23 protein-coding genes and 1 pseudogene are annotated in these 21809 nt (G+C 70.3%); 10 read left to right on the top strand and 14 right to left on the bottom strand.

Annotated features, from left to right (window positions below; genetic code table 11):
• Positions 1 to 80: 80 nt before the first annotated feature.
• The gene (locus ACIHFE_RS26315) at positions 81 to 707 is read right to left on the bottom strand and encodes a YigZ family protein (protein ID WP_400110254.1); all 627 of its coding nucleotides are present in this window, start codon (positions 705 to 707) and stop codon (positions 81 to 83) included.
• A gap of 88 nt (positions 708 to 795) precedes the next feature.
• On the opposite strand from ACIHFE_RS26315, the gene ACIHFE_RS26310 reads away from it, so the two are divergent.
• Together ACIHFE_RS26310 and ACIHFE_RS26305 are read left to right on the top strand one after the other, a co-directional pair.
• A complete protein-coding gene (locus ACIHFE_RS26310; RefSeq protein ID WP_400110253.1) occupies positions 796 to 1236 on the top strand; it encodes a CoA-binding protein in 441 nt (146 codons plus the stop codon).
• 9 nt (positions 1237 to 1245) lie between these two features.
• Complete coding sequence (locus tag ACIHFE_RS26305; protein WP_400110251.1) at positions 1246 to 1716, top strand: GNAT family N-acetyltransferase; 471 nt, start codon at positions 1246 to 1248, stop codon at positions 1714 to 1716.
• 19 nt (positions 1717 to 1735) lie between these two features.
• On the opposite strand, the gene ACIHFE_RS26300 is transcribed toward ACIHFE_RS26305, so the two are convergent.
• A complete protein-coding gene (locus tag ACIHFE_RS26300) occupies positions 1736 to 2308 on the bottom strand; it encodes a helix-turn-helix domain-containing protein (RefSeq protein ID WP_400110249.1) in 573 nt (190 codons plus the stop codon).
• 95 nt (positions 2309 to 2403) lie between these two features.
• On the opposite strand from ACIHFE_RS26300, the gene ACIHFE_RS26295 reads away from it, so the two are divergent.
• A complete protein-coding gene (locus ACIHFE_RS26295; RefSeq protein ID WP_400110247.1) occupies positions 2404 to 3270 on the top strand; it encodes an EamA family transporter in 867 nt (288 codons plus the stop codon).
• A gap of 4 nt (positions 3271 to 3274) precedes the next feature.
• Here the strand turns inward: ACIHFE_RS26295 and ACIHFE_RS26290 are convergent, their stop codons facing one another.
• Positions 3275 to 3970 (bottom strand): acyltransferase, encoded by a 696-nt coding sequence (locus tag ACIHFE_RS26290; protein WP_400110245.1) that lies wholly within the window; start codon positions 3968 to 3970, stop codon positions 3275 to 3277.
• 121 nt (positions 3971 to 4091) lie between these two features.
• Here ACIHFE_RS26290 and ACIHFE_RS26285 point away from each other — a divergent pair, with 121 nt between their 5' ends.
• Complete coding sequence (locus ACIHFE_RS26285) at positions 4092 to 4619, top strand: gamma carbonic anhydrase family protein (protein ID WP_400110243.1); 528 nt, start codon at positions 4092 to 4094, stop codon at positions 4617 to 4619.
• A 41-nt stretch (positions 4620 to 4660) separates the two neighbouring features.
• On the opposite strand, the gene ACIHFE_RS26280 is transcribed toward ACIHFE_RS26285, so the two are convergent.
• A complete protein-coding gene (locus ACIHFE_RS26280; RefSeq protein ID WP_400110241.1) occupies positions 4661 to 5149 on the bottom strand; it encodes a glutathione peroxidase in 489 nt (162 codons plus the stop codon).
• 320 nt (positions 5150 to 5469) lie between these two features.
• Here ACIHFE_RS26280 and ACIHFE_RS26275 point away from each other — a divergent pair, with 320 nt between their 5' ends.
• Positions 5470 to 7098, top strand: coding sequence for an ABC-F family ATP-binding cassette domain-containing protein (locus tag ACIHFE_RS26275; RefSeq protein WP_400110240.1), 1629 nt, complete (start codon positions 5470 to 5472; stop codon positions 7096 to 7098).
• Between the two features lie 74 nt (positions 7099 to 7172).
• Here ACIHFE_RS26275 and ACIHFE_RS26270 read toward each other — a convergent pair whose 3' ends face one another.
• The gene (locus ACIHFE_RS26270; RefSeq protein WP_400110238.1) at positions 7173 to 7829 is read right to left on the bottom strand and encodes a DedA family protein; all 657 of its coding nucleotides are present in this window, start codon (positions 7827 to 7829) and stop codon (positions 7173 to 7175) included.
• A gap of 250 nt (positions 7830 to 8079) precedes the next feature.
• Here ACIHFE_RS26270 and ACIHFE_RS26265 point away from each other — a divergent pair, with 250 nt between their 5' ends.
• Positions 8080 to 8808: a TetR/AcrR family transcriptional regulator gene (locus ACIHFE_RS26265; RefSeq protein WP_400110236.1), complete on the top strand. Its 729-nt coding sequence runs from the start codon at positions 8080 to 8082 to the stop codon at positions 8806 to 8808.
• A gap of 280 nt (positions 8809 to 9088) precedes the next feature.
• Here ACIHFE_RS26265 and ACIHFE_RS26260 read toward each other — a convergent pair.
• The 4 genes and pseudogenes from ACIHFE_RS26260 to ACIHFE_RS26245 all read right to left on the bottom strand — a co-directional run.
• A pseudogene (locus tag ACIHFE_RS26260) lies at positions 9089 to 9367 on the bottom strand (NAD-dependent epimerase); the annotation flags it as partial.
• 230 nt (positions 9368 to 9597) lie between these two features.
• Entirely contained in the window at positions 9598 to 10089 is a 492-nt protein-coding gene (locus ACIHFE_RS26255; RefSeq protein ID WP_400110235.1) for a cupredoxin family copper-binding protein, read from the bottom strand.
• A 104-nt stretch (positions 10090 to 10193) separates the two neighbouring features.
• Positions 10194 to 10613, bottom strand: a complete 420-nt coding sequence (locus ACIHFE_RS26250; RefSeq protein ID WP_400110233.1) for a hypothetical protein — start codon at positions 10611 to 10613, stop codon at positions 10194 to 10196.
• A gap of 65 nt (positions 10614 to 10678) precedes the next feature.
• On the bottom strand, positions 10679 to 10960 hold the full coding sequence (locus ACIHFE_RS26245; protein WP_400110231.1) for a cupredoxin family copper-binding protein: 282 nt from the start codon (positions 10958 to 10960) through the stop codon (positions 10679 to 10681).
• Positions 10961 to 12294: 1334 nt separating this feature from the next.
• Between ACIHFE_RS26245 and ACIHFE_RS26240 the strand changes: the two genes are divergently transcribed.
• Positions 12295 to 13353, top strand: a complete 1059-nt coding sequence (locus ACIHFE_RS26240; RefSeq protein WP_400110229.1) for an alpha/beta hydrolase — start codon at positions 12295 to 12297, stop codon at positions 13351 to 13353.
• Here the strand turns inward: ACIHFE_RS26240 and ACIHFE_RS26235 are convergent.
• Positions 13350 to 13955 carry a methyltransferase family protein gene (locus ACIHFE_RS26235; protein ID WP_400110228.1) on the bottom strand — a complete coding sequence of 202 codons (606 nt, stop codon included), beginning with the start codon at positions 13953 to 13955 and terminating at the stop codon, positions 13350 to 13352. The two genes, ACIHFE_RS26240 and ACIHFE_RS26235, sit on opposite strands and share 4 nt — an antisense overlap.
• A 238-nt stretch (positions 13956 to 14193) precedes the next feature.
• On the opposite strand from ACIHFE_RS26235, the gene ACIHFE_RS26230 reads away from it, so the two are divergent.
• Entirely contained in the window at positions 14194 to 16113 is a 1920-nt protein-coding gene (locus ACIHFE_RS26230) for a potassium transporter Kup (protein ID WP_400110227.1), read from the top strand.
• A gap of 153 nt (positions 16114 to 16266) precedes the next feature.
• Positions 16267 to 17439, top strand: coding sequence for an alpha/beta hydrolase family protein (locus tag ACIHFE_RS26225; RefSeq protein ID WP_400110225.1), 1173 nt, complete (start codon positions 16267 to 16269; stop codon positions 17437 to 17439).
• Between the two features lie 21 nt (positions 17440 to 17460).
• Here the strand turns inward: ACIHFE_RS26225 and ACIHFE_RS26220 are convergent, their stop codons facing one another.
• Both ACIHFE_RS26220 and ACIHFE_RS26215 read right to left on the bottom strand, forming a co-directional pair.
• Positions 17461 to 17817, bottom strand: a complete 357-nt coding sequence (locus ACIHFE_RS26220; protein ID WP_400110224.1) for a hypothetical protein — start codon at positions 17815 to 17817, stop codon at positions 17461 to 17463.
• Positions 17818 to 18598: 781 nt separating this feature from the next.
• Entirely contained in the window at positions 18599 to 19294 is a 696-nt protein-coding gene (locus ACIHFE_RS26215; RefSeq protein WP_400110222.1) for an SDR family NAD(P)-dependent oxidoreductase, read from the bottom strand.
• A 156-nt stretch (positions 19295 to 19450) separates the two neighbouring features.
• Between ACIHFE_RS26215 and ACIHFE_RS26210 the strand changes: the two genes are divergently transcribed.
• Positions 19451 to 20326, top strand: a complete 876-nt coding sequence (locus tag ACIHFE_RS26210) for a LysR family transcriptional regulator (protein WP_400110221.1) — start codon at positions 19451 to 19453, stop codon at positions 20324 to 20326.
• Between the two features lie 158 nt (positions 20327 to 20484).
• Here the strand turns inward: ACIHFE_RS26210 and ACIHFE_RS26205 are convergent, their stop codons facing one another.
• Positions 20485 to 21174 (bottom strand): response regulator, encoded by a 690-nt coding sequence (locus ACIHFE_RS26205; protein WP_400110219.1) that lies wholly within the window; start codon positions 21172 to 21174, stop codon positions 20485 to 20487.
• Positions 21171 to 21599: a pyridoxamine 5'-phosphate oxidase family protein gene (locus ACIHFE_RS26200; RefSeq protein WP_400110217.1), complete on the bottom strand. Its 429-nt coding sequence runs from the start codon at positions 21597 to 21599 to the stop codon at positions 21171 to 21173. The genes ACIHFE_RS26205 and ACIHFE_RS26200 overlap by 4 nt, the downstream gene beginning before the upstream one ends.
• Between the last annotated feature and the right edge of the window lie 210 nt (positions 21600 to 21809).

Raw genomic sequence — 21809 nt, 5'->3', positions numbered from 1 at the left:
CCATTGCGCACAGCACGCTATCCATCACCGGCAACGGCCGTCACACCGGCTCCGGATGAGGTGATGCGCATCACATTCGCTCAGATCTCGCCGTACGCCTCGCCGCCCGGCTCGAACTCCGCGGCGCCCGCGGTGACATCGGCCAGCCAGGCCCGGAAGGCGTCCAGTTCGGCGTCCGGCAGCCCGATCTCGATGCGCACCCGGTCCCCGTAGCTCACCTCGCGCACCGTGCGGCCGGTCGCCCGCAGTTCGTTCTCCAGCTTTCCGGCCCGCTGGTGGTCGATGGTGACCGTGCCCAGCCGGTAGCGGCGGCGGGTGATGGTGCCCAGGACGTCCAGCGCCTCGCCCACCGCCCCGCCGTAGGCGCGGATCAGCCCGCCGGCGCCGAGCTTGATCCCGCCGAAGTAGCGGGTGACCACGGCCACCACATAGCGCATCTCCCGGCGCACCAGCATCTGGAGCATGGGCACCCCGGCGGTACCGCCCGGCTCGCCGTCGTCACTGGCCCGCTGCACCGCGCCGTCGGCGCCCAGCACATAGGCGAAGCAGTGGTGCCGCGCGGTGGGGTGCTCCCGGCGGACGCGGGCGATGAAGGACTGGGCCTCCTCCTCGGTCGCGGCGGGCGCCAGCGCGCAGATGAAGCGCGACTTATTGATCTCGATCTCATGCACGCCCTCGTGCGCGACCGTGCGGTACTCGTCCTTCACCCCGCAAGCCTAATCGCAGAACGCCAGCCCTTTGAGTGAGTGCACAACCCGGCGGGAATGGTCCGGCGGGCCCGGCCGTTGAGCGGGCATGTACGCGGAACCGGGGATCATCCGGAAGATCATCGAGGAGACCGGCGACACCTGGGCAGTGGTGGGCCTGTCGGCCAATGAGCGCCGCCCCGCCTTTGGCGTCGCCCGGACACTTCAGCGCTACGGCAAGCGGATCGTGCCCGTCCACCCCAGGGCGGAGACGGTGCACGGCGAGCGGGGGTATGCCTCGCTGGCCGAGGTGCCCTTCCCCGTGGATGTGGTGGATGTCTTCGTCAGATCGGAACTGGCGGGCGCGGTCGCCGACCAGGCGGTGGAGATCGGGGCCGGGGCGGTCTGGTTCCAGCTGGGTGTGATCGACGAGGGCGCCTATGAACGGGTGCGTACCGCCGGGCGGTTGATGGTGATGGACCGCTGTCCGGCGATCGAGATACCGCGGCTGGACCGGGCAGCCGCACGGCCGGTGAGCGAGGCGCGTTAACGTCTGCGCATGATCACCACACGCCCGGCCCGCCCGGAGGACGCCCCCGAGATAGTCCGGCTGCGCCGGCTGATGTTCGCCGATATGAACGGCCAGGACAGGCCGGGCACTTGGGAGCGCACCGCGGAGGAGGTCGCCCGGCGGCAACTGGGCGCGGAACTCGGCGCGTTCGTGGTGGACGGCGACGACCCGGCGAGCGGGCCGCATCTGGCGGCCTGTGCGGTGGGGCGCCTGGAGCAGCGGCTGCCGGCGCCCGGCCATCCCACCGGGCGGTTCGGCTTTGTCTTCAATGTCTGCACCGACACCCGCTACCGGGGTCGTGGCTATGCGCGGGCCACCACCGAGGCGCTGCTGGGCTGGTTCGCCGCCCAGGGCGTCACCCGGGTCGATCTCCATGCGACCAAGGAGGCGGAGGGGCTCTACCGCGCTCTGGGGTTCACCGAGCACTCGCTGGCGCTGTCCCTGGACGTCTCCCGCTGACCAAGCGGCGCGTCCGCCGTCATCGCACCGGCGGCACCGCCACCGCCATGGTCATCCGCACCGGCTCGGCACCCTCATTGCGGTAGATATGCGGCACATTGGCCTCAAAGGTCGCCGCCGAGCCGGCGGGCACCCGATGGCTCTCGCCCTCCACCACCAGGGTCAGCTCACCCTCGGTGACCCGGAGCAGCTCCATGGTGCCGGCGGGGTGCGGGTCGGAGGCGCTCTCCTCCCCCGGCTCGATCCGCCAGTCCCACAGCTCCAGCGGACCCGGCGTCTCGGCGCCCACCAGCAGCGCGGTATGGCTGCCCGCCTCGGTCGACCACATCCGTACCGCTTGCTCCTCGGACACCACCCGCACCCTGGCCTCCCGCTCATAGTCGAGCAGGGTGGTGATGCTGACGCCCAGCGCGTCGGCGAGCTTCACGGTGGTGCCCACGCTGGGGTTGGTACGGGCCTGCTCAATCTGGATGATCATGCCCCGGCTGACCCCGGAGCGCGTCGCCAGGGCGTCCAGGGTGAAGTGCCGCTCGCTCCGCCAGTGTTTGAGGTTACGGGCGAGGGACTGGGTGAGCTCGTCGAGGTCCGTCACATTCCGTCCAATATATTCAATGAAGAAGTCAAACAGACTGCACTACAGTGTGGTGCGCTCCACCATTCACCACACTGTACTGCGAGGTTCACCGCATGACACCGCTCTACGCCCTGACCACCAGCCTGCTGTGGGGGCTGGCCGACTTCGGCGGGGGGCTGCTGACCCGGCGCATGCCCGCCCTGACGGTGGTGCTGGTCTCCCAGCTACTGGCGGTGGCGGCACTGGGCACCATCGTGGTGAGCACCGGAGCCTGGTCCGAGGCCGGGCCGCAGCTGTGGTTCGCCGCGGCGGCGGGTGTGGTGGGCCCGGCGGCCATGCTCTGCTTCTACCGGGCCCTGGCCCTGGGGCCGATGGGGGTGGTGGCTCCGCTGGGGGCCCTGGGCGGAGTGGCCGTGCCGGTGGGGCTGGGCCTGGCGCTGGGCGAGCGCCCGGGCCTGCTCCAGCTGGCCGGCATCGCGGTGGCCGTGGCCGGAGTGGTGCTGGCCAGCGGGCCGGGGATGGGCGGCGCGCCGGTCCAGCGCCAGGCGCTGTCGCTCACCCTGATCGCGGCCTTTGGCTTCGGCACCGTGATGGCCCTGATCGCCGAGGCCTCGCACACCCTTCTGGGGCTGTTCCTGGCGCTGTTCGTCCAGCGGCTGTGCAATGTCCTGGTCGGCGGCGCCGCGCTGTACGCCTCGGTCCGGCGCGGCAGCCCCGCGCTGCCCGAGGGCGGCTGGCAGGACATCCGTGCCGCCCTGCCGGCGCTGGTCTTTGTGGGACTGGCGGATGTGGCCGCCAACGGCACCTACAACCTGGCCGCGAACAGCGGACCGGTGACCGTCGCGGCCGTGCTGGCCTCGCTCTACCCGGTGGTCACCGCACTGGCCGCGCGCGGCCTGCTCAGCGAGCGCCTGCGCACCATCCAGGCGTCCGGGGCCGGACTGGCCCTGGTCGGCTCGGTCCTGCTGGCCAGCGGCTGACCGGTCAGGAAGGGGAGGGGGCCCGCAGCGGCGGCACCCATCCCTCGGCCGCGTCCCAGCGCCGCACCACCTTGGCGGGGACGCCGGCCACCACCGCGTGGTCGGGGACCTCGCCGCGTACCACCGCCCCGGCCGCGACCACCACATTCCGTCCCAGCCGGGCGCCGGGCAGGATCACCGCTCCGGCGCCCAGCCAGCTGCCGGAGCCTATGGTGACCGGCGCGCTGCGCGGCCACTGCCGGCCGATGGGCTGGGCGGGGTCGTCATAGGAGTGGTTGTCGCTGGTGACATAGACATAGGGGCCGCAGAACACATCGTCGCCGAAGGTGACCGGCTGCAGCGAGGCGATCACATGACTGCCCCGGCCGAGCACCACGCCGTTGCCCAGCCGCAGCACCGCCTCCGGCCCCAGGTCCTGGCCCGGCACCATGCCGGCGGTGAGGGTGACCTGTTCGCCGATGATGCAGCACTCGCCCAGTTCGATCCAGGCTTCGCCGAAGACGGTGCCCACCGGGAAGGCCAGCCGGGTGCCGGCGCCGATACGGCGGAACCGGTACGGGCCGGGGCGCTCGGCGGTCACCGCACCGGCCTCCCGCACCCAGCGCCAGCCCCGGTGCACGGCGCGCGAGACGGTCCGCCGGCGCCAGGCCAGGAGCGCCGAAGCGGCTTGGGACGAGAACGTGTTTCGATTCTTCGGCACGCGCTCACCGTACTCAGCCCCCGCCGGACGGATCCCGGCGGTCCCCTGTGATCTTCGACCCATGGCGCGGCGAGCCGCCGTCCGGTCGCCTACCGTGCCCGGGGAGAGGGAGGAGAGCACAGTGGCCGACAAGGCGTTGATTTCCGGGGTGGGCGGCCGTCAACCACGGCTGGATCCAGGGGCGTTCACCGCACCGACCGCGGTGGTGCTGGGCGAGGTCACCCTGGCGGCGGGCGCCAGCGTGTGGTATCACGCGGTGCTGCGGGCGGACTGCGGGCCGATCACCATCGGGGCGGACAGCAATATCCAGGACAACTGCACCGCCCATGTGGACCCCGGCTTCCCGGTGACCGTCGGCGAGCGGGTGACCGTGGGCCATAACGCGGTACTGCACGGCTGCACGGTCGAGGACGACGTCCTGGTCGGTATGGGGGCGACGGTGCTCAACGGGGCCCGGATCGGGGCCGGTTCGCTGATCGCGGCCCAGGCCCTGGTCCCCCAGGGCATGGTGGTGCCGCCCGGCTCGCTGGTGGCGGGGGTGCCCGCCAGGGTCCGGCGGGAGCTGACCGCCGAGGAGCGCGAGCACATCAAGATCAATGCGGTGATGTATGTCGAGCTGGCCCGGGCGCACCGGGAGGCGCTGGGCTGACCGCCCGGCCGGAGCGGGGCGGTCAGCCGGTATGTCCATCCCTAAGCGGGCAGCAGCCCCTCGATCGCCGAGACGACCTCGGCGGCATCGGGCTCGGTGCGGGGGCTGAAGCGCGCCGCCACCGTGCCATCGGGAGCGATCAGGAACTTCTCGAAGTTCCAGCGGATATCACCGGTGTGCCCCTCGGCATCCGCGGTGCCCACCAGCCCCGTGTACAGCGGGTGCCGCCGCTCCCCATTGACCTCGGTCTTCTCGGTCAGAGGGAAGGTGACGCCATAGGTGGCCGAGCAGAACTCGGCGATCTCCTCGGCGCTGCCGGGCTCCTGCCCCATGAACTGGTTGCAGGGCACGCCGAGCACGGTGAAACCGCGCCCGGCATAGCGCTCATGGAGCTGCTCCAGGGCCGCGTACTGCGGGGTGAGCCCGCACTTGGAAGCGACATTGACGATCAGTACGGCCTTGCCGCGGTACTGCGCCAGGTCGGCCGGGCCGCCCCGCAGGGCACCGATCTCCACGTCATAGAGGGACATACGCACTCCTCGCTGTCTTAACTGGTCAGGTCAACATACGCGGTTGACACATCACCGGCCCGCCTCCTACGGTGTACAACGTTCCTGTTGCCGTCGATTGGAGAAGGACGTTGCTCGTCTGAGGTCTTGAGACACCGCGCCACGCAGTGCCGATACTGCGTGCGTTCTGCTGTGCGACCTCGACGCTTTGAGCCGTCCTCCCGCCGGTACGGGGCTTTTCGCCGTTTCTCAACGGCATCCCCTCAGCACACGGCCATGGTCGCCCTGCGGTGTCCCTCCATGTTGCCCCAGCCCCTGCTCAGCAACCTCTTGAGGCCCGCATGTCTATTTCCCCTTCCTTCATCACCTGCAACTCGCTCTCCTACACCTGGCCGGACGGCACCAGCGTCTTCGACGGTCTCCAACTGGCTTTCGGGCCGGGCCGGTCCGGCCTGGTGGGCGTCAACGGGTCCGGAAAGTCAACCCTGGTCAAGCTGATCACCGGCCGGCTCACCCCGACCGGGGGCAGTGTCCAGGTGGCCGGCGAGATCGGCTGGCTGCCGCAGAACGCCACCTTGGACACCACCCTCCGGGTGGACCAGGCTCTGGGCATCGCCGGTGCCCGTGCCGCCCTGCACGCCATCGAGGCGGGCGATGTGCGCGAGGAGCACTTCAGCGCGGTCGGTGACGACTGGGACGTGGAGGAGCGCGCCCTGGCCGCCCTGGACCAACTGGGCCTGGGCCATATCGGCCTGGACCGCACCACGGGCGAACTGTCCGGCGGCGAGACGGTCCTGCTGCGGCTGGCCGCGCTGCTGCTGCGCCGGCCCGATGTGCTGCTGCTCGACGAACCCACCAACAACCTGGACCTGCACGCCCGGCGGCGCCTGTACACAGCCGTCGAGGGCTGGTCCGGGGTGATGGTGGTGGTCAGCCATGACCCCGAACTCCTGGAACGGGTGGACCAGATCGCCGATCTGCGCTCCGGCGAGGTCACCTGGTACGGCGGCGGCTTCTCCGCGTACCGGGAGGCGCTGGCCGCCGAGCAGGAGACGGCCGAGCGCCTGGTCCGGGTGGCCGAGGCCGACCTGCGCAAACAGAAACGCGAACTGGCCGACGCCCAGATCAAGCTGGCCCGCCGCAAGCGGTACGGCCAGAAGATGTGGGACAGCAAGCGCGAGCCCAAGGTTGTCATGGGCGAACGCAAACGGCAGGCCCAGGTCTCCGCGGGCAAGCACCGCATCATGCACGAGGAGAAACTGGCCGGGGCCAGGGAACGGCTGGACGAGGCGGTGGAGGCGGTACGTGATGACGACGAGATCCGCGTCGACCTGCCGTACACCGAGGTGCCCCCGGGCCGCTCGGTGCTCACCCTGCGCGACCTCCGCCTCCCCTACGGGGCCCGGGTGGAGGGCGAGTTGGAGCTGCGCGGACCGGAGCGGATCGCGCTGATCGGCCGGAACGGCTCGGGCAAGACCACACTGCTGCGCACCATCGCCGGTGAGCTGACCGCGCTCTCCGGGACGGTGACCGCCCATGTGCCGCTGCGGTTCCTGCCCCAACGGCTGGACGTCCTGGACGAGGAGCTGACCATCGCCGAGAATGTGGCCGCCTTCGCCCCCGGCAGCACGGACAACCAGATCCGGGCCCGGCTGGCCCGCTTCCTGTTCCGGGGAGCCCGGGCCGAGCAGCTCACCTCGACCCTCTCCGGCGGCGAGCGCTTCCGGGCCACTCTGGCCGCCCTGATGCTCGCCGAGCCCGCCCCTCAGCTGCTGATGCTCGACGAGCCGACCAACAACCTGGACCTGGCGAGCGTCCGCCAGCTGACCACGGCCCTGGAGTCCTACCGGGGCACGCTCCTGGTGGCCAGCCATGACCTGCGGTTCCTGCGGTCCATCGGGGTCACCCGCTGGCTGCTGATGGACGGGGCACTGCGGGATGCCTCCGCGGAGGAGGTGGCCGCCCGGTAAGCCCCGCCCCCGGCACAAACGGCCGGGGCCCGTCGGCACACCGCCGACGAGCCCCGGATCCGTTCCGTCCTGTCCTACTCGGCGACCGTCGCGGGCGCCGACTCTGCCTGCTGCTGCTCGGCCTCGGCCGCGGCCTTCTTGGCCTTGATCCGCATCACCACGAACGACCCCACCCCGAACAGCGCGGCGACGGCCAGACCGATGTAGGAGATCTGGCCCATCCACTTCTCGGCCGCCTTGCCCACGGTGTAGACCAGCGCGACCGTGCCGCCCGCCCAGCAGATGCCGCCCAGCACATTGGCGATCAGGAACTTCCAGTACGGCATCTTCAGCACGCCCGCCAGCGGCCCGGCGAAGATCCGCAGCAGGGCGATAAAGCGGCCGATGAAGACGGCCCACATGCCCCACTTGGTGAACGCCTTCTCGGCGGTGGCCACATGGTGCGGCCCGAAGTGCTTGGGGAACTTGCGGCCCAGCCACTCCAGCAGCGGCTTGCCGCCCTTGCGGCCGATCAGATAGCCGATGGAGTCACCGATGATCGCTCCGCCCACCGCGCAGGCGCCCAGCACATAAGGGTTGATGTGGTCCTGGGAGGACGCCATCAGCGTGGCACTCACCAGGACGATCTCACCGGGAAGCGGGATGCCCAGGCTCTCCAGACCGATGACCCCGCCCACCATCAGGTAGACGGCGATCGCCGGCACCGATTCGAGCCAATGCTGGATGTGCAACGCCGGTTCCTCCCCGGATCATGACCTGTTTCCCGGCGTGCGCCGATGTGGGCGCACCCCGGGAAGCCTACTTGAGTACAGAGACTCGGACCGGGGGCTGCCGGTTGAGCGAAACGCGCCACAACCACGCAGCGCGGTCACACCCTCTCGCTCCGCAGCCGTTCAAGGTGTGTCCGGGATCACAGCGCGCGCCCATGGTGCCGGGGCTACCGGCCGCACAGCTGTCGTAGCCGACAGGTACGGTTTGGTCATGCGTGTTTCCGGAACAAGCACCACCGACGAGAATGCCGGACTGCCGGAGGTCATCAAGACCGCCGCGCGCCAACTCCTGGTGAAACTGGGCGCCGGGGGGCTTTCCCTGGCTGCCGTCGCCGAGGGCAGCGGCCTTGCCGTCGCCGAGGTGGAAGCGGTCTTCCCGCACCGTGACGACCTGCTGACCGCGCTGCTCATCGATGTCTACAACGAGTCCGGCGCCGCCATGGAGCAGGCCGAGCAGGCCGCCCGGGAGGCCAACGCCCCGGCGGGCGCGCGGCTGCTGGCGGCCACCCGGGCGCTGCGGCAGTGGTCCTTCGACAACCCCGGTGAGTTCACGCTGATTTATGGCTCGCCCGTTCCGGAGTACCACGCCCCGCAGGACACCGTCCCGCCCGCCTCGCGCACCCCCGCGGTGCTGGCCGGCATCATCCGCTCCGCGCTGGAGGCCGGTGAACTCACCCCGCCCCGGCGGGTGTTGGCCGGTCCGCCGCTGCTCCGGCCGGAGGCCGTGGAGCTCTTCGGCGGCCTGCCCGAGGCTCCGTTCTCGGATGTCATCGAGCGCGGCATCGTGCTGTGGAGCAACCTGATCGGGCTCCTGGTGTTCCAGGTCTTCAGCCGTACCCATGACAGCGTCCGGGACGAGGCCGCGTTCTTCGACTACGCCATCGCCGTGGCGGCCGAAGGCGTCGGGCTCATGGTTCCCCTGGACGAGCACACCGACTAACCATCCGCCGCCGCGCGGCACCGGCGGGGAATCAGACCGTGAACACACCAAAACCCTCTGCTTCGTGATTGCGGCGCTCTCGTCGTATGCCGCGCTCGCCTACCGGCTGTGCCAAGTCAGGCGCAGCCGGCGGGACAACGCCTATCGCACCCTGGTCATCACCCTGGTGCTCCAGTGCCTCACCTTCACCATGGGTGCCGTCGCCATGGGAGGCGGCAGCTTTCTGGGTGTCGGCAACCCGGCGATCCTGGTGATGCACCTGTCGGCGGTGGCCTTCTGTGGCCGAGGCCGGCGGCGGCCAGTCACTCGCCCAGCGGTGGTAGGGCGGCGCGGCACAGCTGTGGATCGCAGCCGCACCCCGCACGGCCTCGGTCAGCCGGCCGCCGTCCGGCGCGTCCGGCGCCAGGTGCTCGATACCAGGCTCGGCGCTGCGGCCCGACTTGGTAATGACCCGTACCGAATGGCCCTGTTCGGCCAGCAGCCGGGCGGTGGCCGCTCCGGCGGGCCCGAATCCTATGACGACATAAAGACTCGCCCGCGCACACCAGCGCGAATATATGTCGCTCTTGTGTCAGCTCCGGCACGGCTGGTAAGGCACTCGGCGGTCATGGCGACTCCCTTTCACCGCCGGGTGGTTGAGGGGCCGTCCTCGGTGATGACCGAGGGGGTGGGCGAATCCGCAGCCCGGCTCACGCTGTGTCGAACTGCGCGGGGACGGAGCGGCCGGGGCATCCTCGGTCGCGTGGCTGCCCGGCTAGCGGACGGCCCAGGCCGTCCGCTGGCGCACCCTCACTTCACCACGACCGTGCCATGCATATACGGGTGGATCGTGCAGTAGTAGCTGAACGTCCCGGCGGAGTTGAACGTATAGCTGTAGGTACCGCCACGGTTGAGCGTCGCGGAATGCAGCGGGCCCGCGCCGTTGTCGCTGGTCACCGTGTGCGGAGCCGAGTCCTGGTTGGTCCAGGTCACCGTGGTGCCCTTGCTGATGTTCAGCGGCGAGGGCGCGTAGGCGAAGTTGACGATGGCCACCTTGGACGCCGAGGGAGCGGGCTTCGAGCTGGCGGGTGCGGCCTTGGAGGACGAGGCCGAGGACGCCGGGGCCGCTGACGAAGCCGAGGACGCGGCCGTCGCGGAAGGCTTTCCGGAAGCCCCGTGGCCGCCACCACCGCCACCGGAACATCCGCCCAGAGCGACTGTCCCGGCGACGGTGGCGGCGGCCACCAGCACTGCGGTGATACGGCGTCTGCGTGTCCAGATACGTGTCTCTGTCCGAGCCATGATGGTGACCCAATCGCCATGCGAAGTGGTGCGTTCGGAAACGGGCCGACCCTAACCCCCGGCCGGGCCGCCATCCGGAACCGCCACGCCCGCGAGCAGCGCCATCACCCCCGCCGGCCAGGCATGCGATAGCCGCTGACGGCGCCAAGGCCGACGGCCGCGGCCACCGCCGCCACGGCCTCGGCCACGGCGGACACCGTCTTCTTCGGGTACCACGCCGGCTCATGCATATGGGGCAGCGGGCCCAGGGCGCCCACGTCCACATACCGGTACAGCAGCACCGCGCCGAGTGCCGACGCGGCCACCAGGAAGGCGAACGCCCACACCACGCGGTTCCGTCCGCCCACCAGCACCAGCAGCGCGGCGAGCGCGGCGGCCGCCGCCTCGATGCGGAACAGCGTCCCCTGGCTGATGCCTCCCCGTACGGGGTCATATGCCTCGGCGAGATCGGCGTGGACATAGGCATCAACAGCCAGCCCCGCCGCGGTCAGCAGCCGTAGCAGCCACATATCAGTCCGCGACATCATCGGCCCCGGCGGTCAGCAAGCCTTGGCCGCAGGGGCCGACTGCCGCGTTTCACCTCACTTCACTACTTCACTACGACTGTGCCGTGCATAGACGGGTGGATCGTGCAGATGTAGCTGAACGTGCCAGTGGAGTTGAACTTGAAGCTGTAGGTAGCGCCACGGCTGAGCGTCGGCGAGTTCAGCCCCGAGCCGGTCACGGTGTGCGGAGCCGAATCGTTGTTGGTCCAGGTCACCGTGGTGCCCTTGCTGACGGTCAAGGTGGACGGCGAGAACGCGAAGCCGGCGATCGTCACACGGTTGGCCGCCGCCGGTGCGCTCGGAGTCGTGGGGGCCGCAGGGGCCATAGGAGTCGCAGGGGCCATGGGAGCCGCAGGGGCCATGGGAGTCATCGAGCCCATGGAGGCCGCGGTGGAAGCGGGTGCCATCGCGACCGCGGCGGGCCCTCTGAAGTACCCATGCTCGCCGCCATGCCGACCGTGTCCGTCATGTCCGCCACCGCACCATGCGCCTACCGCGGAGACACTCGCGGCAGTGGTGGCGGCCACCAGCAAGGTCGTGACACGGCGCCGGCGAGTCCACTTCGGGGAATCCGTACCTGATTTACGTGTCATGATGTCGACCCAATCCAACTCTTGTGCGGGTCTATGTGCGCCCCGCGAGGATGCGAGTCGCACATCCAGACATAAACGACGATACTCCGCATATTCCCGGCTCGTACAGGGCTGTTGGCATGTCGGCCCGATACGCACGGCCCACCGGGCGTTGCCCCGGGGCCCCCTTGCGGACCTGCGGCGACGCGGGAAACCATAGGACCGTCCGGCCCGTTCGGTCATGTCCGCTTCCCGCAGAGCATTCACCGGCATACGGACGGTAGCGAACCCCCTCGCGTGTTCCGCAGGCCGCCCCGGCTCGCATCAGGGACAGCGCACGCTCCAACTCCGTTGCCGCGCATACGACTTGACGGGATCCATGCCGGTCCGCCCAGTTCATACCCGCGCGTTCAGTAGTGCCAGCGCGCACGGCCTCCTTCGTCGCCGCAGGTGATGAGCCGTCCGTGCGCGTCATGGGTGCTGGCACCGATGTCGGCTTTACGGCAGAACTGTCCGGCCTGGTAGCAATTGCCGGTGTTGGAACGGATCTCGCAGGGCGACTCCCCGGCGGAACTTCCCCCGGTGCCTCGATCCGCAGAAGGTGTGGTGGCCGGCTCGGTCGAGGGCTTGTCCGCCGGAGCGGTCGTCCTGTTCCCGGTCGCCCGAGCCGTCCGGCTCGGCGTGGGCGCCGGCTTCGATAGGGAGGGCGAGGCGGTCGCACTCTTCGACGTCTGGTCATCACCGGTGCAGCCGGCAATGGCGAGCACTGCCGCGAGCACGAATCCGCACGTGGCGACCATGCGGTGGCGGAAAGCGGGGCGGGGCTTGACAGAGGCGGGCAAGAGCGGACTCCACGATCAATAGGGACAGTTGGCCGCTGACGCCGTCAGATCGTGGGGGGACCGGCTCGAACACTCTAGCCTGCCAGTCGGCCGCCGCGCCCTGGCATTCCGGGGAGGGGTCCCACTCGTGGAGCTCGGACGGCGAGCCCGAATCGGTGGACGAGGACCGGCACTTCGCGCCCCCGGGCTCCTCCCGCCAGGTGATTGACTAGGCCGCATGAATCTCGCGCGACAGGGCGGCCCGTCATGAGTGCCGGTGGCATGCCGCCGGAGTCCGACGCTGCCCCGATGAGTTGGGCCGCTCCCCCGCTCGACCCCGAACTCGGCTCCGCACTGGCCGCCTTGGGGGACGAGGCGATAGCGCCCCTCACTCCGGAGAACCTCGCGGACCGGCAGCGGCGGGATGCCGTGGCCCGGCCCAGGCCGACGCTCCGGGAGCTTCGGTCCGACGGTCGCTTCGAGGTGGCGGAGCTGCGCGTGCCGGGGGCGTCCGGCGGGCAGGACGTCACCCTGGTGAGCGCCCGGCCCGCCGGGATCGCCGGGCCGCTGCCGCTGCTGTACTACATGCACGGCGGCGGAATGATCACGGGCAACGCATGGTCCGTACTGCCACGGCTGCTCCGCGAATGGGCCCTGCCACTGGAGTTGGCCGTTGTCTCCGTCGAGTACCGGCTGGCGCCGCAGGCGCGGTACCCCGGCCCCCTGGAGGACTGTTACGCCGGGTTTGTCTGGGCGGCCGGGCACGCGGCCCGGCTGGGCATCGACCCGGACCGGATCATCATCGGCGGAAAGAGCGCCGGCGGCGGACTCGCCGCGGCCCTCGCCCTGCTCACCCGCGACCGGGGCGGGCCCATACCGATCGGGCAACTCCTTATGTGCCCCATGCTCGATGACCGCGGCGACACGGTCTCCAGTCACCAGATGGCCGGCGTCGACACCTGGGACCGGACCTCCAACGCCACCGCATGGCAGGCGCTGCTGGGCGACCGGTACGGCGCCGCGGACCTGCCGCCGTACGCGGCTCCCGCCCGCGCCACGGACCTGTCCGGGCTGCCCGCGGCCTATATCGAGGTCGGATCCGCCGAGACCTTCAGGGACGAGGGTGTGGCCTACGCCCAGGCGATCTGGCAAGCAGGCGGCCGAGCCGAACTGCATGTCTGGCCCGGAGCCTGCCATGGCTTCGACACCTTCGCGCCCTGGGCGGCGCTCAGCCAGGACGCCCGCGACGCCCGGACCCGCTGGCTTCGGCGCATCCTCGACCAGTGCGGTGCGAGCGGCGGGCCCTCCCGCGCCCCGCTGCGCTAGCTACGGTCCAACTTCCGCAGCCGGGGGATCAGTTGGGGCACCCGCCGCTTGTACTCCTCATAAGCTCCGGGGAACTCCGCGGTCATCAGCCGCTCCTCGGCGGCGATCTTCCACTGCACCAGCACCACGGCGATGACCAGGGCGACCAGCCAGCCACCCAGCTGATTGAGGAGCGCGGTGCCGATGAACATGGCGAGGATCGCGGTGTAGATGGGGTGCCGGACGATCGCATATGGACCGTCGGTGCGCAGCTCATGCCCTTCCTTGGCGGCCGGGGCCGAGGTCCACATCAGCCCGAGTGCCCGCCGCGCCCAGAGGGCGAAGGCCGTGCCCGCGATCAGGACCACGGCCCCGACGGCCCGCAGCCACTCCTGGTGCACGGTGAGCGGATCCCATGTCCCCTTGGGCAGCAGGAGGTTCACCACAATCACCACGGTGATCCCGATGGCAATCCGCCACCGCTGCAGAAACCCGCCTCGCGTACGCACCCCGGGTGCCCGCCGGGCGTTGTACAGCGCGCCCAGCACCCACACCGCCAAGAAGAGCCCCCAGCAGAACCAGAGAACCGCCCCCGCGAAGCGGCCCCATTCGGAATCCGTCATCTCAGCCCCTCCCCCAGGGGAAAGCCGCGGTGCGACTGCCCTCGTGGACAGAGCCACGGCGTATGCGGAGAAGTTCCCCCGATGCGGGTCCCGGCAAGCGTCCGGGATTGGCCAACCGCGCGGTGACCGCGCCGGAGTGCGCACGCCTACCGGCGGTCGCGCCATGTGGTCGGTATCGTCCGCCGCAATTGCAACAGGCACCCGGAGAAGCACAGCAGCCGGAGCGGAGGAGAGGCACATGGCCGAGGCCCACCACCCGGGTGAGCACGACTCGGTACGTCTCGCACTGGTGATCGGCGCTCTTGGCGTGGTCTTCGGTGACATCGGGACCAGCCCGATCTACACCCTCCAGACCGTCTTCAACCCGAGCGATCCGCACCCGGTCCCGGTCACCGTACAGAATGTGTACGGCGTGGTGTCACTCGTCTTCTGGTCGGTGGTGGTCATCGTCCTGGTCACCTATGTGCTGCTGGCGATGCACGCCGACAATGACGGCGAGGGCGGCATCATGGCGCTGATCACCCTGCTGCGCCGGTCGGGCGCCCAGCGCAGCCCGCGGACCACCGCCGTACTGGCCGCCCTGGGCATCTTCGGCGCCTCGCTGTTCCTCGGCGACAGCATGATCACTCCGGCCATCTCGGTACTGTCCGCGGTCGAAGGGCTCAAGGTCGTCGAGTCATCGCTGGCGAGCGCGGTGGTGCCGGTCACCGCGCTGATCATCGTCGTGCTGTTCCTGGTGCAGCGCAGGGGGACCGCGGCGGTGGGCCGGGTGTTCGGGCCAGTGATGATCGTCTGGTTCGCGGCCATCGGCGCGTGCGGGGTGGCCGGCATCGCCGGTCACCCCCAGATCCTCAGGGCTCTGTCGCCCGCCTACGCTCTGGGCTTTCTGTCCGGCCATTTCGGCACCGCCTTCTTCGCCCTGGCCGCGGTGGTGCTCGCGGTCACCGGTGCCGAGGCGCTCTACGCGGACATGGGGCACTTCGGCCGCCGGTCGATCACCCGTGGCTGGCTGTTTCTGGTCTTTCCCGCCTGTGTACTGAGCTATCTGGGCCAGGGCGCGCTGATCCTCGCCGGTCCCGGCAATGTCAGCAGTCCGTTCTTCCTGCTCACGCCCGACTGGGGACGGCTGCCGATGGTCCTGCTGGCCACGGCCGCCACGGTGATCGCATCCCAGGCGGTGATCACCGGCGCGTACTCGGTCGCTTCCCAGGCCGCCCAGCTCGGCTATCTGCCGAGGCTGCGGATCGCCTACACCTCCGAGTCCACCATGGGCCAGATCTATGTGCCCTGGATCAACTGGCTGCTGATGGTCTCGGTGCTCACCCTGGTCCTGGCCTTCCGCAGCTCCACGGCCCTGGCCTTCGCCTTCGGCATGGCGGTCACCGGCACCATCACCATCACCACCCTGCTGTACTTCTATGTCGCCCATGCGAAGTGGCGGGCACCCGTGTGGCTGGTCACCATCGGGGCGACCGCGCTGATCCTGGTGGACCTGCTGTTTGTGGCGGCCAACCTGACCAAGCTGGTGCACGGCGCTTGGCTGCCGTTGCTGATCGGCCTCACCGCGTTCACCGTCATGACGACCTGGCAGCGCGGTCGCGAACTCGTCACCGCGGAACGGGCACGGCACGAGGGCTCGCTGAGCGAGTTCATCGACGACCTGCGCAGCGGGAAGACGCCGACGCTCCGGGTCCCCGGCACGGCCGTCTTCCTCAACCGGGGCAAGGAGACCACTCCGCTGGCCATGCGGGCCAATGTCGAGCACAACCAGGTACGGCACGACCAGGTCGTGATCCTTTCCATCGAGACCGAGCCGGTGCCCCGGGTTCCGGCCGACCGGCGGATCCTGGTCGACGGTCTTGGCTACGCCGATGACGGGATCATCCATGTCACCGCCCGGTTCGGCTATATGGAGACTCCGGATGTGCCCGGCGCACTGGGGATGCTCGCCCCGGACCGGACCGAGGGGCGGCTGCGGATCGGCCAGGCGTCCTACTTCCTGTCGAAGATCGACCTCCGGCGCGGGAAGGCGCCGACGATGGCGCCCTGGCGCAAGCGGCTGTTCATCGCCACCTCCTATATCGCGGCCGACGCCGCCGAGTACTTCGGCCTCCCCCGCGACCGCACGGTCATCATGGGCTCGCATATCGAGGTGTAGGTCCGCGGTCGCCGGACCGTACCAGGATCAACCCGGCTCCGCCGTGTCATACCGCGGGTGTATACCGGTGGTTGGATGTGCTCGCGCACCACGCATGGCAGCGTTCGCCCCATGGAGACCACGACAACCAGGCCGTCCGCAGGCCGAGTTGGCATGACCCGCCGTCGCATGCTGGGGGCGGCGCTGGCAGTTGGGGCCGCCGTGCCGGCCGGTGTCGCGGGGCCGGCCTGGGCGTCTCCGGCCGCACCGGGCCCGCTGCGGCCCACCCTGCCCATGCCCACCGGGCCGTACCCGGTGGGCATGGTGGCACTGCATCTCATCGACGCCTCGCGGCCGGATCCGGTGGCCGGCCCGGGGCATCACCGTGAGCTGATGGCCGGCGTCTGGTACCCCGCCCGGAACGTTGGGCGGTATCCGCGGGCGCCCTGGATGACCGCCGGTCCGCTGCGGGCGCTCCTCACCTCCGCGGGGTTCCAGGCCGGCGCCATCGCGGCGCCGCTCACGGCCGGCCATGAGGGCGCTCCGGTGCGGCGGACGGGCCACCGGTTGCCGGTCCTGGTGTACTCGCACGGTGCGCGCAGCCACCGTGCCGACCACACCATCATGGTCCAGGAACTCGCCAGCCATGGGTATGTGGTGGTCACCGTGGACCACACCTACGACGGGTTCAGCGAGTTCCCGGACGGACGGGTCGTCGTCCCCCTCAGAGACCGCAAGTACGCGTTGGGACCGGCGGACTTCGCCGCGGACATCCGGTTCGTCCTCGACTGCGTCGAGCGGCTCGGTGCCGGGCACAACCCGGATGCCGGACACCGGCCGCTGCCGGCCGGCCTGCCCGGTGGGCTCGACCCGCACCGCATCGGGGTGTTCGGCTGGTCGAAGGGCGGCACGGCGACCGCCCGGGTCATGCTCGAGGACCGGCGCGTCCGGGCCGGGCTGAGCCTGGACGGCCCGATGCTGCCGGCGATCACCGCCGACCTGGACCGGCCGTTCATGATGATGACCGCCGAGTTCACCCGGGCCCAGGAGCCCGGTGTCGCCGAGTTCTGGTCACATCTGCGCGGTTGGCGGCTCAACGTACAGGCCGAGGGTGCCATCCATCCGTCGTACGGCGACACCCAGGCGCTGATCCCTCAGGTGGCGAAGGCGGTCGGAATGAGCGACGAGCAGCTCCGGGACTGGATCGGCACCCTCGATCCGGCCCGGGCGGTTCGGATCCAGCAGGCCTATCCGCTCGCCTTCTTCGACCTGCAGCTGCGGCACCACCGGGAGCACCTGCTCGACGGCCCGTCCCGGGCCTTCCCGGAGGTGAGGTTCCTGCCCTGAGCCGGCGGACCGCGGCGCCCGCTACGGCCCGGTGTCCCCTGCCGCCCGCGCGGTGACCCTACCGCCGGGGGTCAGGGTGAAACGGGTACCGTCCATGACCGTCGTGGCTCGGGCCGCCTTGCCATACGCCTTTATAGTGAAGCCCTCCGCCTTGCCCATATGGACATCCGCTTCGGCGGCGTCGCTCCATGAGTTGACTCTCACCCACACCGACCAGCCCTCCTTGTCCCGCTTCTCCTGCCACGGCCCCCAACTGCTCTGCGGCAGATACCCCGCGCCACGGCCCGAGAGCACATACCAGCCCGCGAGCCCCAGCAGCACCAGGACGGCCACCAGCGGAAGCGCGAGCGACGGGCGGCGGAGGCGGGAGAGGGCCACGGTGGATTCCCTACGGTGCGGAGCGACAGCTTGACCACAGTCATAGACGGCCCCGAGCGGGGTCGCGTTCCCCCGGGCGACCACGCACCGGGCCACCGCTGACCCGCGAAGGGCTCGGCTATGCGGTGGCTTCGGCGTGCCACAGGTCGGGGCCAAAGACCTCGTAGGGGTCCGTGCCTTTACGGGCCAACGCTGGTGTAACAGGTGGCGTCCATCCCTGGGCAGGGCCAAGTGGTCCCCGGCGAGGTCCGCTCGGCCGATGTCGCGGCCCGGCGCCCCACGGCACACTGGTCATGGCCGGTCGGGAAAACCCGCTCCACGCCGCGTGCTGCTCCGCCCGGATGTTCCTGGCCTCCCCATCCGCGCGGGCGGCCCGCCGCGGTCCGACCGTTCACGGCCGCCCGGCCGCCTGGGTCCGTCCCCCGGCGGCCGGGGACGGTCACCCCGTCACCGGACGGGGACAATGGCCCTGCCGGTGTCCTCGGCAACAGGACCAACGGCCCCATGGGGCATGCCCTTTCGATCCAGGATCCATGCTGCCCTCGGCAGCTGGGTTCGGCCTCATAAAGAGCGTGAACCATGACGGCCGGCCGCTTCCCTGCGGTGCCCGGGCGGTCCGGTGCGCCGGGCTGCCGGTGACCTTCGCCTGTGCCATCCGGGCGGCGGGCCGGAGGCTCATGGTGCAACTGCCCGCCGACGGGCGTGGACGGGAACGGCCGTCAATTCGGGGCCACTTGGCCCCGGGTCCGGCGGCGAGGTGCGGCCGCAGCGGACCCCGGACCTACCAGGGCACGACCTGCCCCTGGTAATCCACGAAGTGGAGGCCGGACTTCCCCTGGTGGCGCTCCATCGTCGCCGCCACCCCCGGAATGCTCTCCTCCACGCTGAGATCGGCGTCGGGCCCGCCGAGTTCGGTGCGGACCCAGCCCGGGTCCATCAGCAGCAGCGTCCGGGTGTCCTCGGCGTGGCGGACGGCATAGCAGCGCATCAACTGATTCAGCGCGGACTTGCTGGCCCGGTAGAGGTCCTGCCCGCCTTCGGTGTTCAGAGCGATGCTGCCCTGATCGGAGGACATGACGCCAATGGTCCCGGCCGGCGCGACCAGCGGGCCGAGGGTCTCCACCACACGCATCGGGCTGAGCGCGTTGGTGACCATGACTTCGGTGAACATGTCCGTAGGGACTTCGCCGATCGGGATATCGCCGCGTGTTACCGCGGCGTTGACAAAGAGCAGGTCGAGAGTGTGCCCTGCCAGTCGGTCGCGCAGTGCCGAGACCTGATCCGGCTCGGTCATCTCCAGTGACTCGATGGTCAGCCGCCCGCCGGATGCTTCGGCCAGTTGATGAAGGCCGGTGCGCCGGCTGCCCCGGACCGTGCCTATGACATTCCAGTCGCGGCGCAGGTATTCGGCGGCGAGCCCAAGACCCAGGGCGCGTGAGGCCCCGATGACAACGGCGGTCTTGCGGGTGTCCTTCATATGGTTCCTTCGATGGTCAGGGCGTCGGGTCTGTCGCGAAGCGCCGTTCACAACTGCCCTCTGGCAGCGGGTGATTGCGGCGATCATGCCGGTAAGTCTCCGAGTGGCCCGGCCGGGCGTCCAATACCCTTTGGACCGCGTTGATACCGTCATGGCATGGATCTGGATCTGCGAAAGCTCCGCTATTTCGTCGCGGTGGCCGAGCATCGGCACTTCGGCCGGGCGGCACAGGCGCTGTTTATCGCCCAGCCGGTTCTCAGCCGGCAGATCCGCGCGTTCGAACAGGAGCTGGGATGCCCACTGTTCTCGCGGTCCACGCGCAGCGTTGAGCTGACCGCCGCGGGAAAGCAGCTGTATGACGAGGCGTCAAGAATCACCACCGTGGTGGAGGTGGCGCTGCGGCGGGTGCACGAGGCCCAGCGGGGCGAGCAGCGGCTGGTCGTCGGCTTCTCGCCCGGCCTCCATGTGTCGGACGCGATCCGGGCGTTCAGCGTGCGCCATCCGACGGTCGAGATCGATGTCTTTCCGCTGCGCTGGTGGGAACGGGACGCTCCGCTCCGCGATGGCCGGGCGCATGTGGGATACCTCCGCCGCCCCTTCGACGACTCGGGCCTGCGCACCATTCCCGTCGGCAGCGAGGCCAAGGTCGCATGCCTGCCCGTGACACATCCGCTGGCCGGCTGCCGCGCCCTCACCTCGGCCGATCTCGACGGTGAGCCGATCCTTGACGGCAGGACGCGGCGGCCGTCCACACTGGAGGAGAAGTTCGAACTCATCGCCGCCGGCCAGGGCATCGCGCTCGTCCCGGTCAGCGTCGCGGGCTCGTACTCCCGCCCTGACCTCGTCTACCGGCCGGTTACCGACGCCCCGCCCGTCGAGACTTGCCTGGCGGTACTGGAGAGCGGCTGCGCGGGCCCCGTACCGGAGTTCCTGGACATCGCCACCGCAACGCTGCGCCGGCGCTCCGGCGATACGGGGCGGGAGGAGGCGGCCGGGGCCGCGAGCCCGGCGAACCCGCCCGCCATGGACTGACCGAGCGCCATGCGCCATGGGACGGCCCCACTCCGTCCGGGCGGCGGCGGGCTCGCGGTATGCGCTCGCCGGACGTCCGGCCCCGCGACAGGAGGTCGCCTTGGTGCCCGTCCACCGACCGGCCCGGCGGACCGGCCCGCCGTGGGCGAACAGCCGGGCTACGGCTGCTGATTGCGCGCTTCGGCGGCGATCACCGCCGCCTGTACCCTCCGCTCCACACCGAGTTTGGCCAGCATCCGGGAGATATGGTTCTTCACCGTCTTCTCGGCGAGGTACAGCTTCCGGCCGATCTCACGGTTGGTGAGTCCATCCCCGATGAGGTCGAGGATCTGGCGTTCGCGCTCGGTCAGCGAGGCCAGGGCCGGCGGTAGTTGTTCCTCCTCCGGCTGTCCGCGCAGCCTGGCCATCAGACGGGTGGTGGCGCCGGGGTCGAGCATGGACTGGCCGCCGGCGACGGTGCGGACGGCGGTGACCAGGTCGGTGCCGCTGATCTGCTTGAGGACATAGCCGGCGGCTCCGGCCATGACCGCGTCGAGCAGCGCCTCCTCGTCGTCGAAGGAGGTGAGCATCAGACAGGCCAGGTCCGGCATCCGGGAACGCAGTTCACGGCAGACGCTCACCCCGTCGCCGTCCGGCAGCCGCACATCCAGCACCGCGACCCGGGGGCGCAGGGCCGGGATACGCACCAGGGCCTGCTCGACGGTGCCGGCCTCGCCCACCACGGCCAGGCCGTCCTCGGCCTCCAGCAGGTCGCGGATACCGCGGCGGACCACCTCGTGGTCATCGAGCAGGAACACGCTCACCGGTTCGCCGCCGGCAAACGGCCCTTCGCTGCGGTCAGTGGTCACACGGACTCCCTGTTGATGCGATACCCCGACACCATGCCGAGGCTGATGCTGACGGTGTGCGCCATCTCGCCGCCGACCCATGGTTCGACGGCGTCCCGGTAACGCCGCTGCAGATCCGGGTCGTTCACCAGGTGGGCCTCGCCGGTGACCACCACGCTCCAGCCGGTGCGCCGCTCGGTGTCGAAGGCATCGGCCTCGTAGGCCACCACGGCGCCGTCGCGGGCCGGGCCGAGCAGCGCGGCACCGCCGTGGGCGCGGATGATGATCAGGTCGTCCAGGAGTACATGGTTGACCGGACGCACCGCGGGCAGGGCCTGATGGCTGAAGATCAGCCGCCCGATCGGCACGCTCTTCAGCAGGCTGAGCGCCTCTTGGCGGGACAGCCTCCCCAGGTGCGGGGCGGTCGGCGGGCCGGGCACCGTCACAGCCGCGACTCCGCGGCACCCGCACGGACAGCGAAAGGCGATCCGGCTACTTGCCGGATACCTGGGCGATTGATATGGGCCATGGCCCCATTAGACATACCGGCGGCAGGGGCGACTAGATGACTGATGCCAAGGGGTTCAGTGGTCGTACGCGGTGAGGGAGCGCATGACGGGCTGTCCGGCTTGGTCGTTGTGCCAGATCGCGGCGGT

Origin of the sequence: Streptomyces sp. NPDC052396 (assembly GCF_044593195.1) — a bacterium.
Lineage (GTDB): Bacteria > Actinomycetota > Actinomycetes > Streptomycetales > Streptomycetaceae > Streptomyces.
This window is presented reverse-complemented; position numbering and strand designations above follow the sequence as displayed.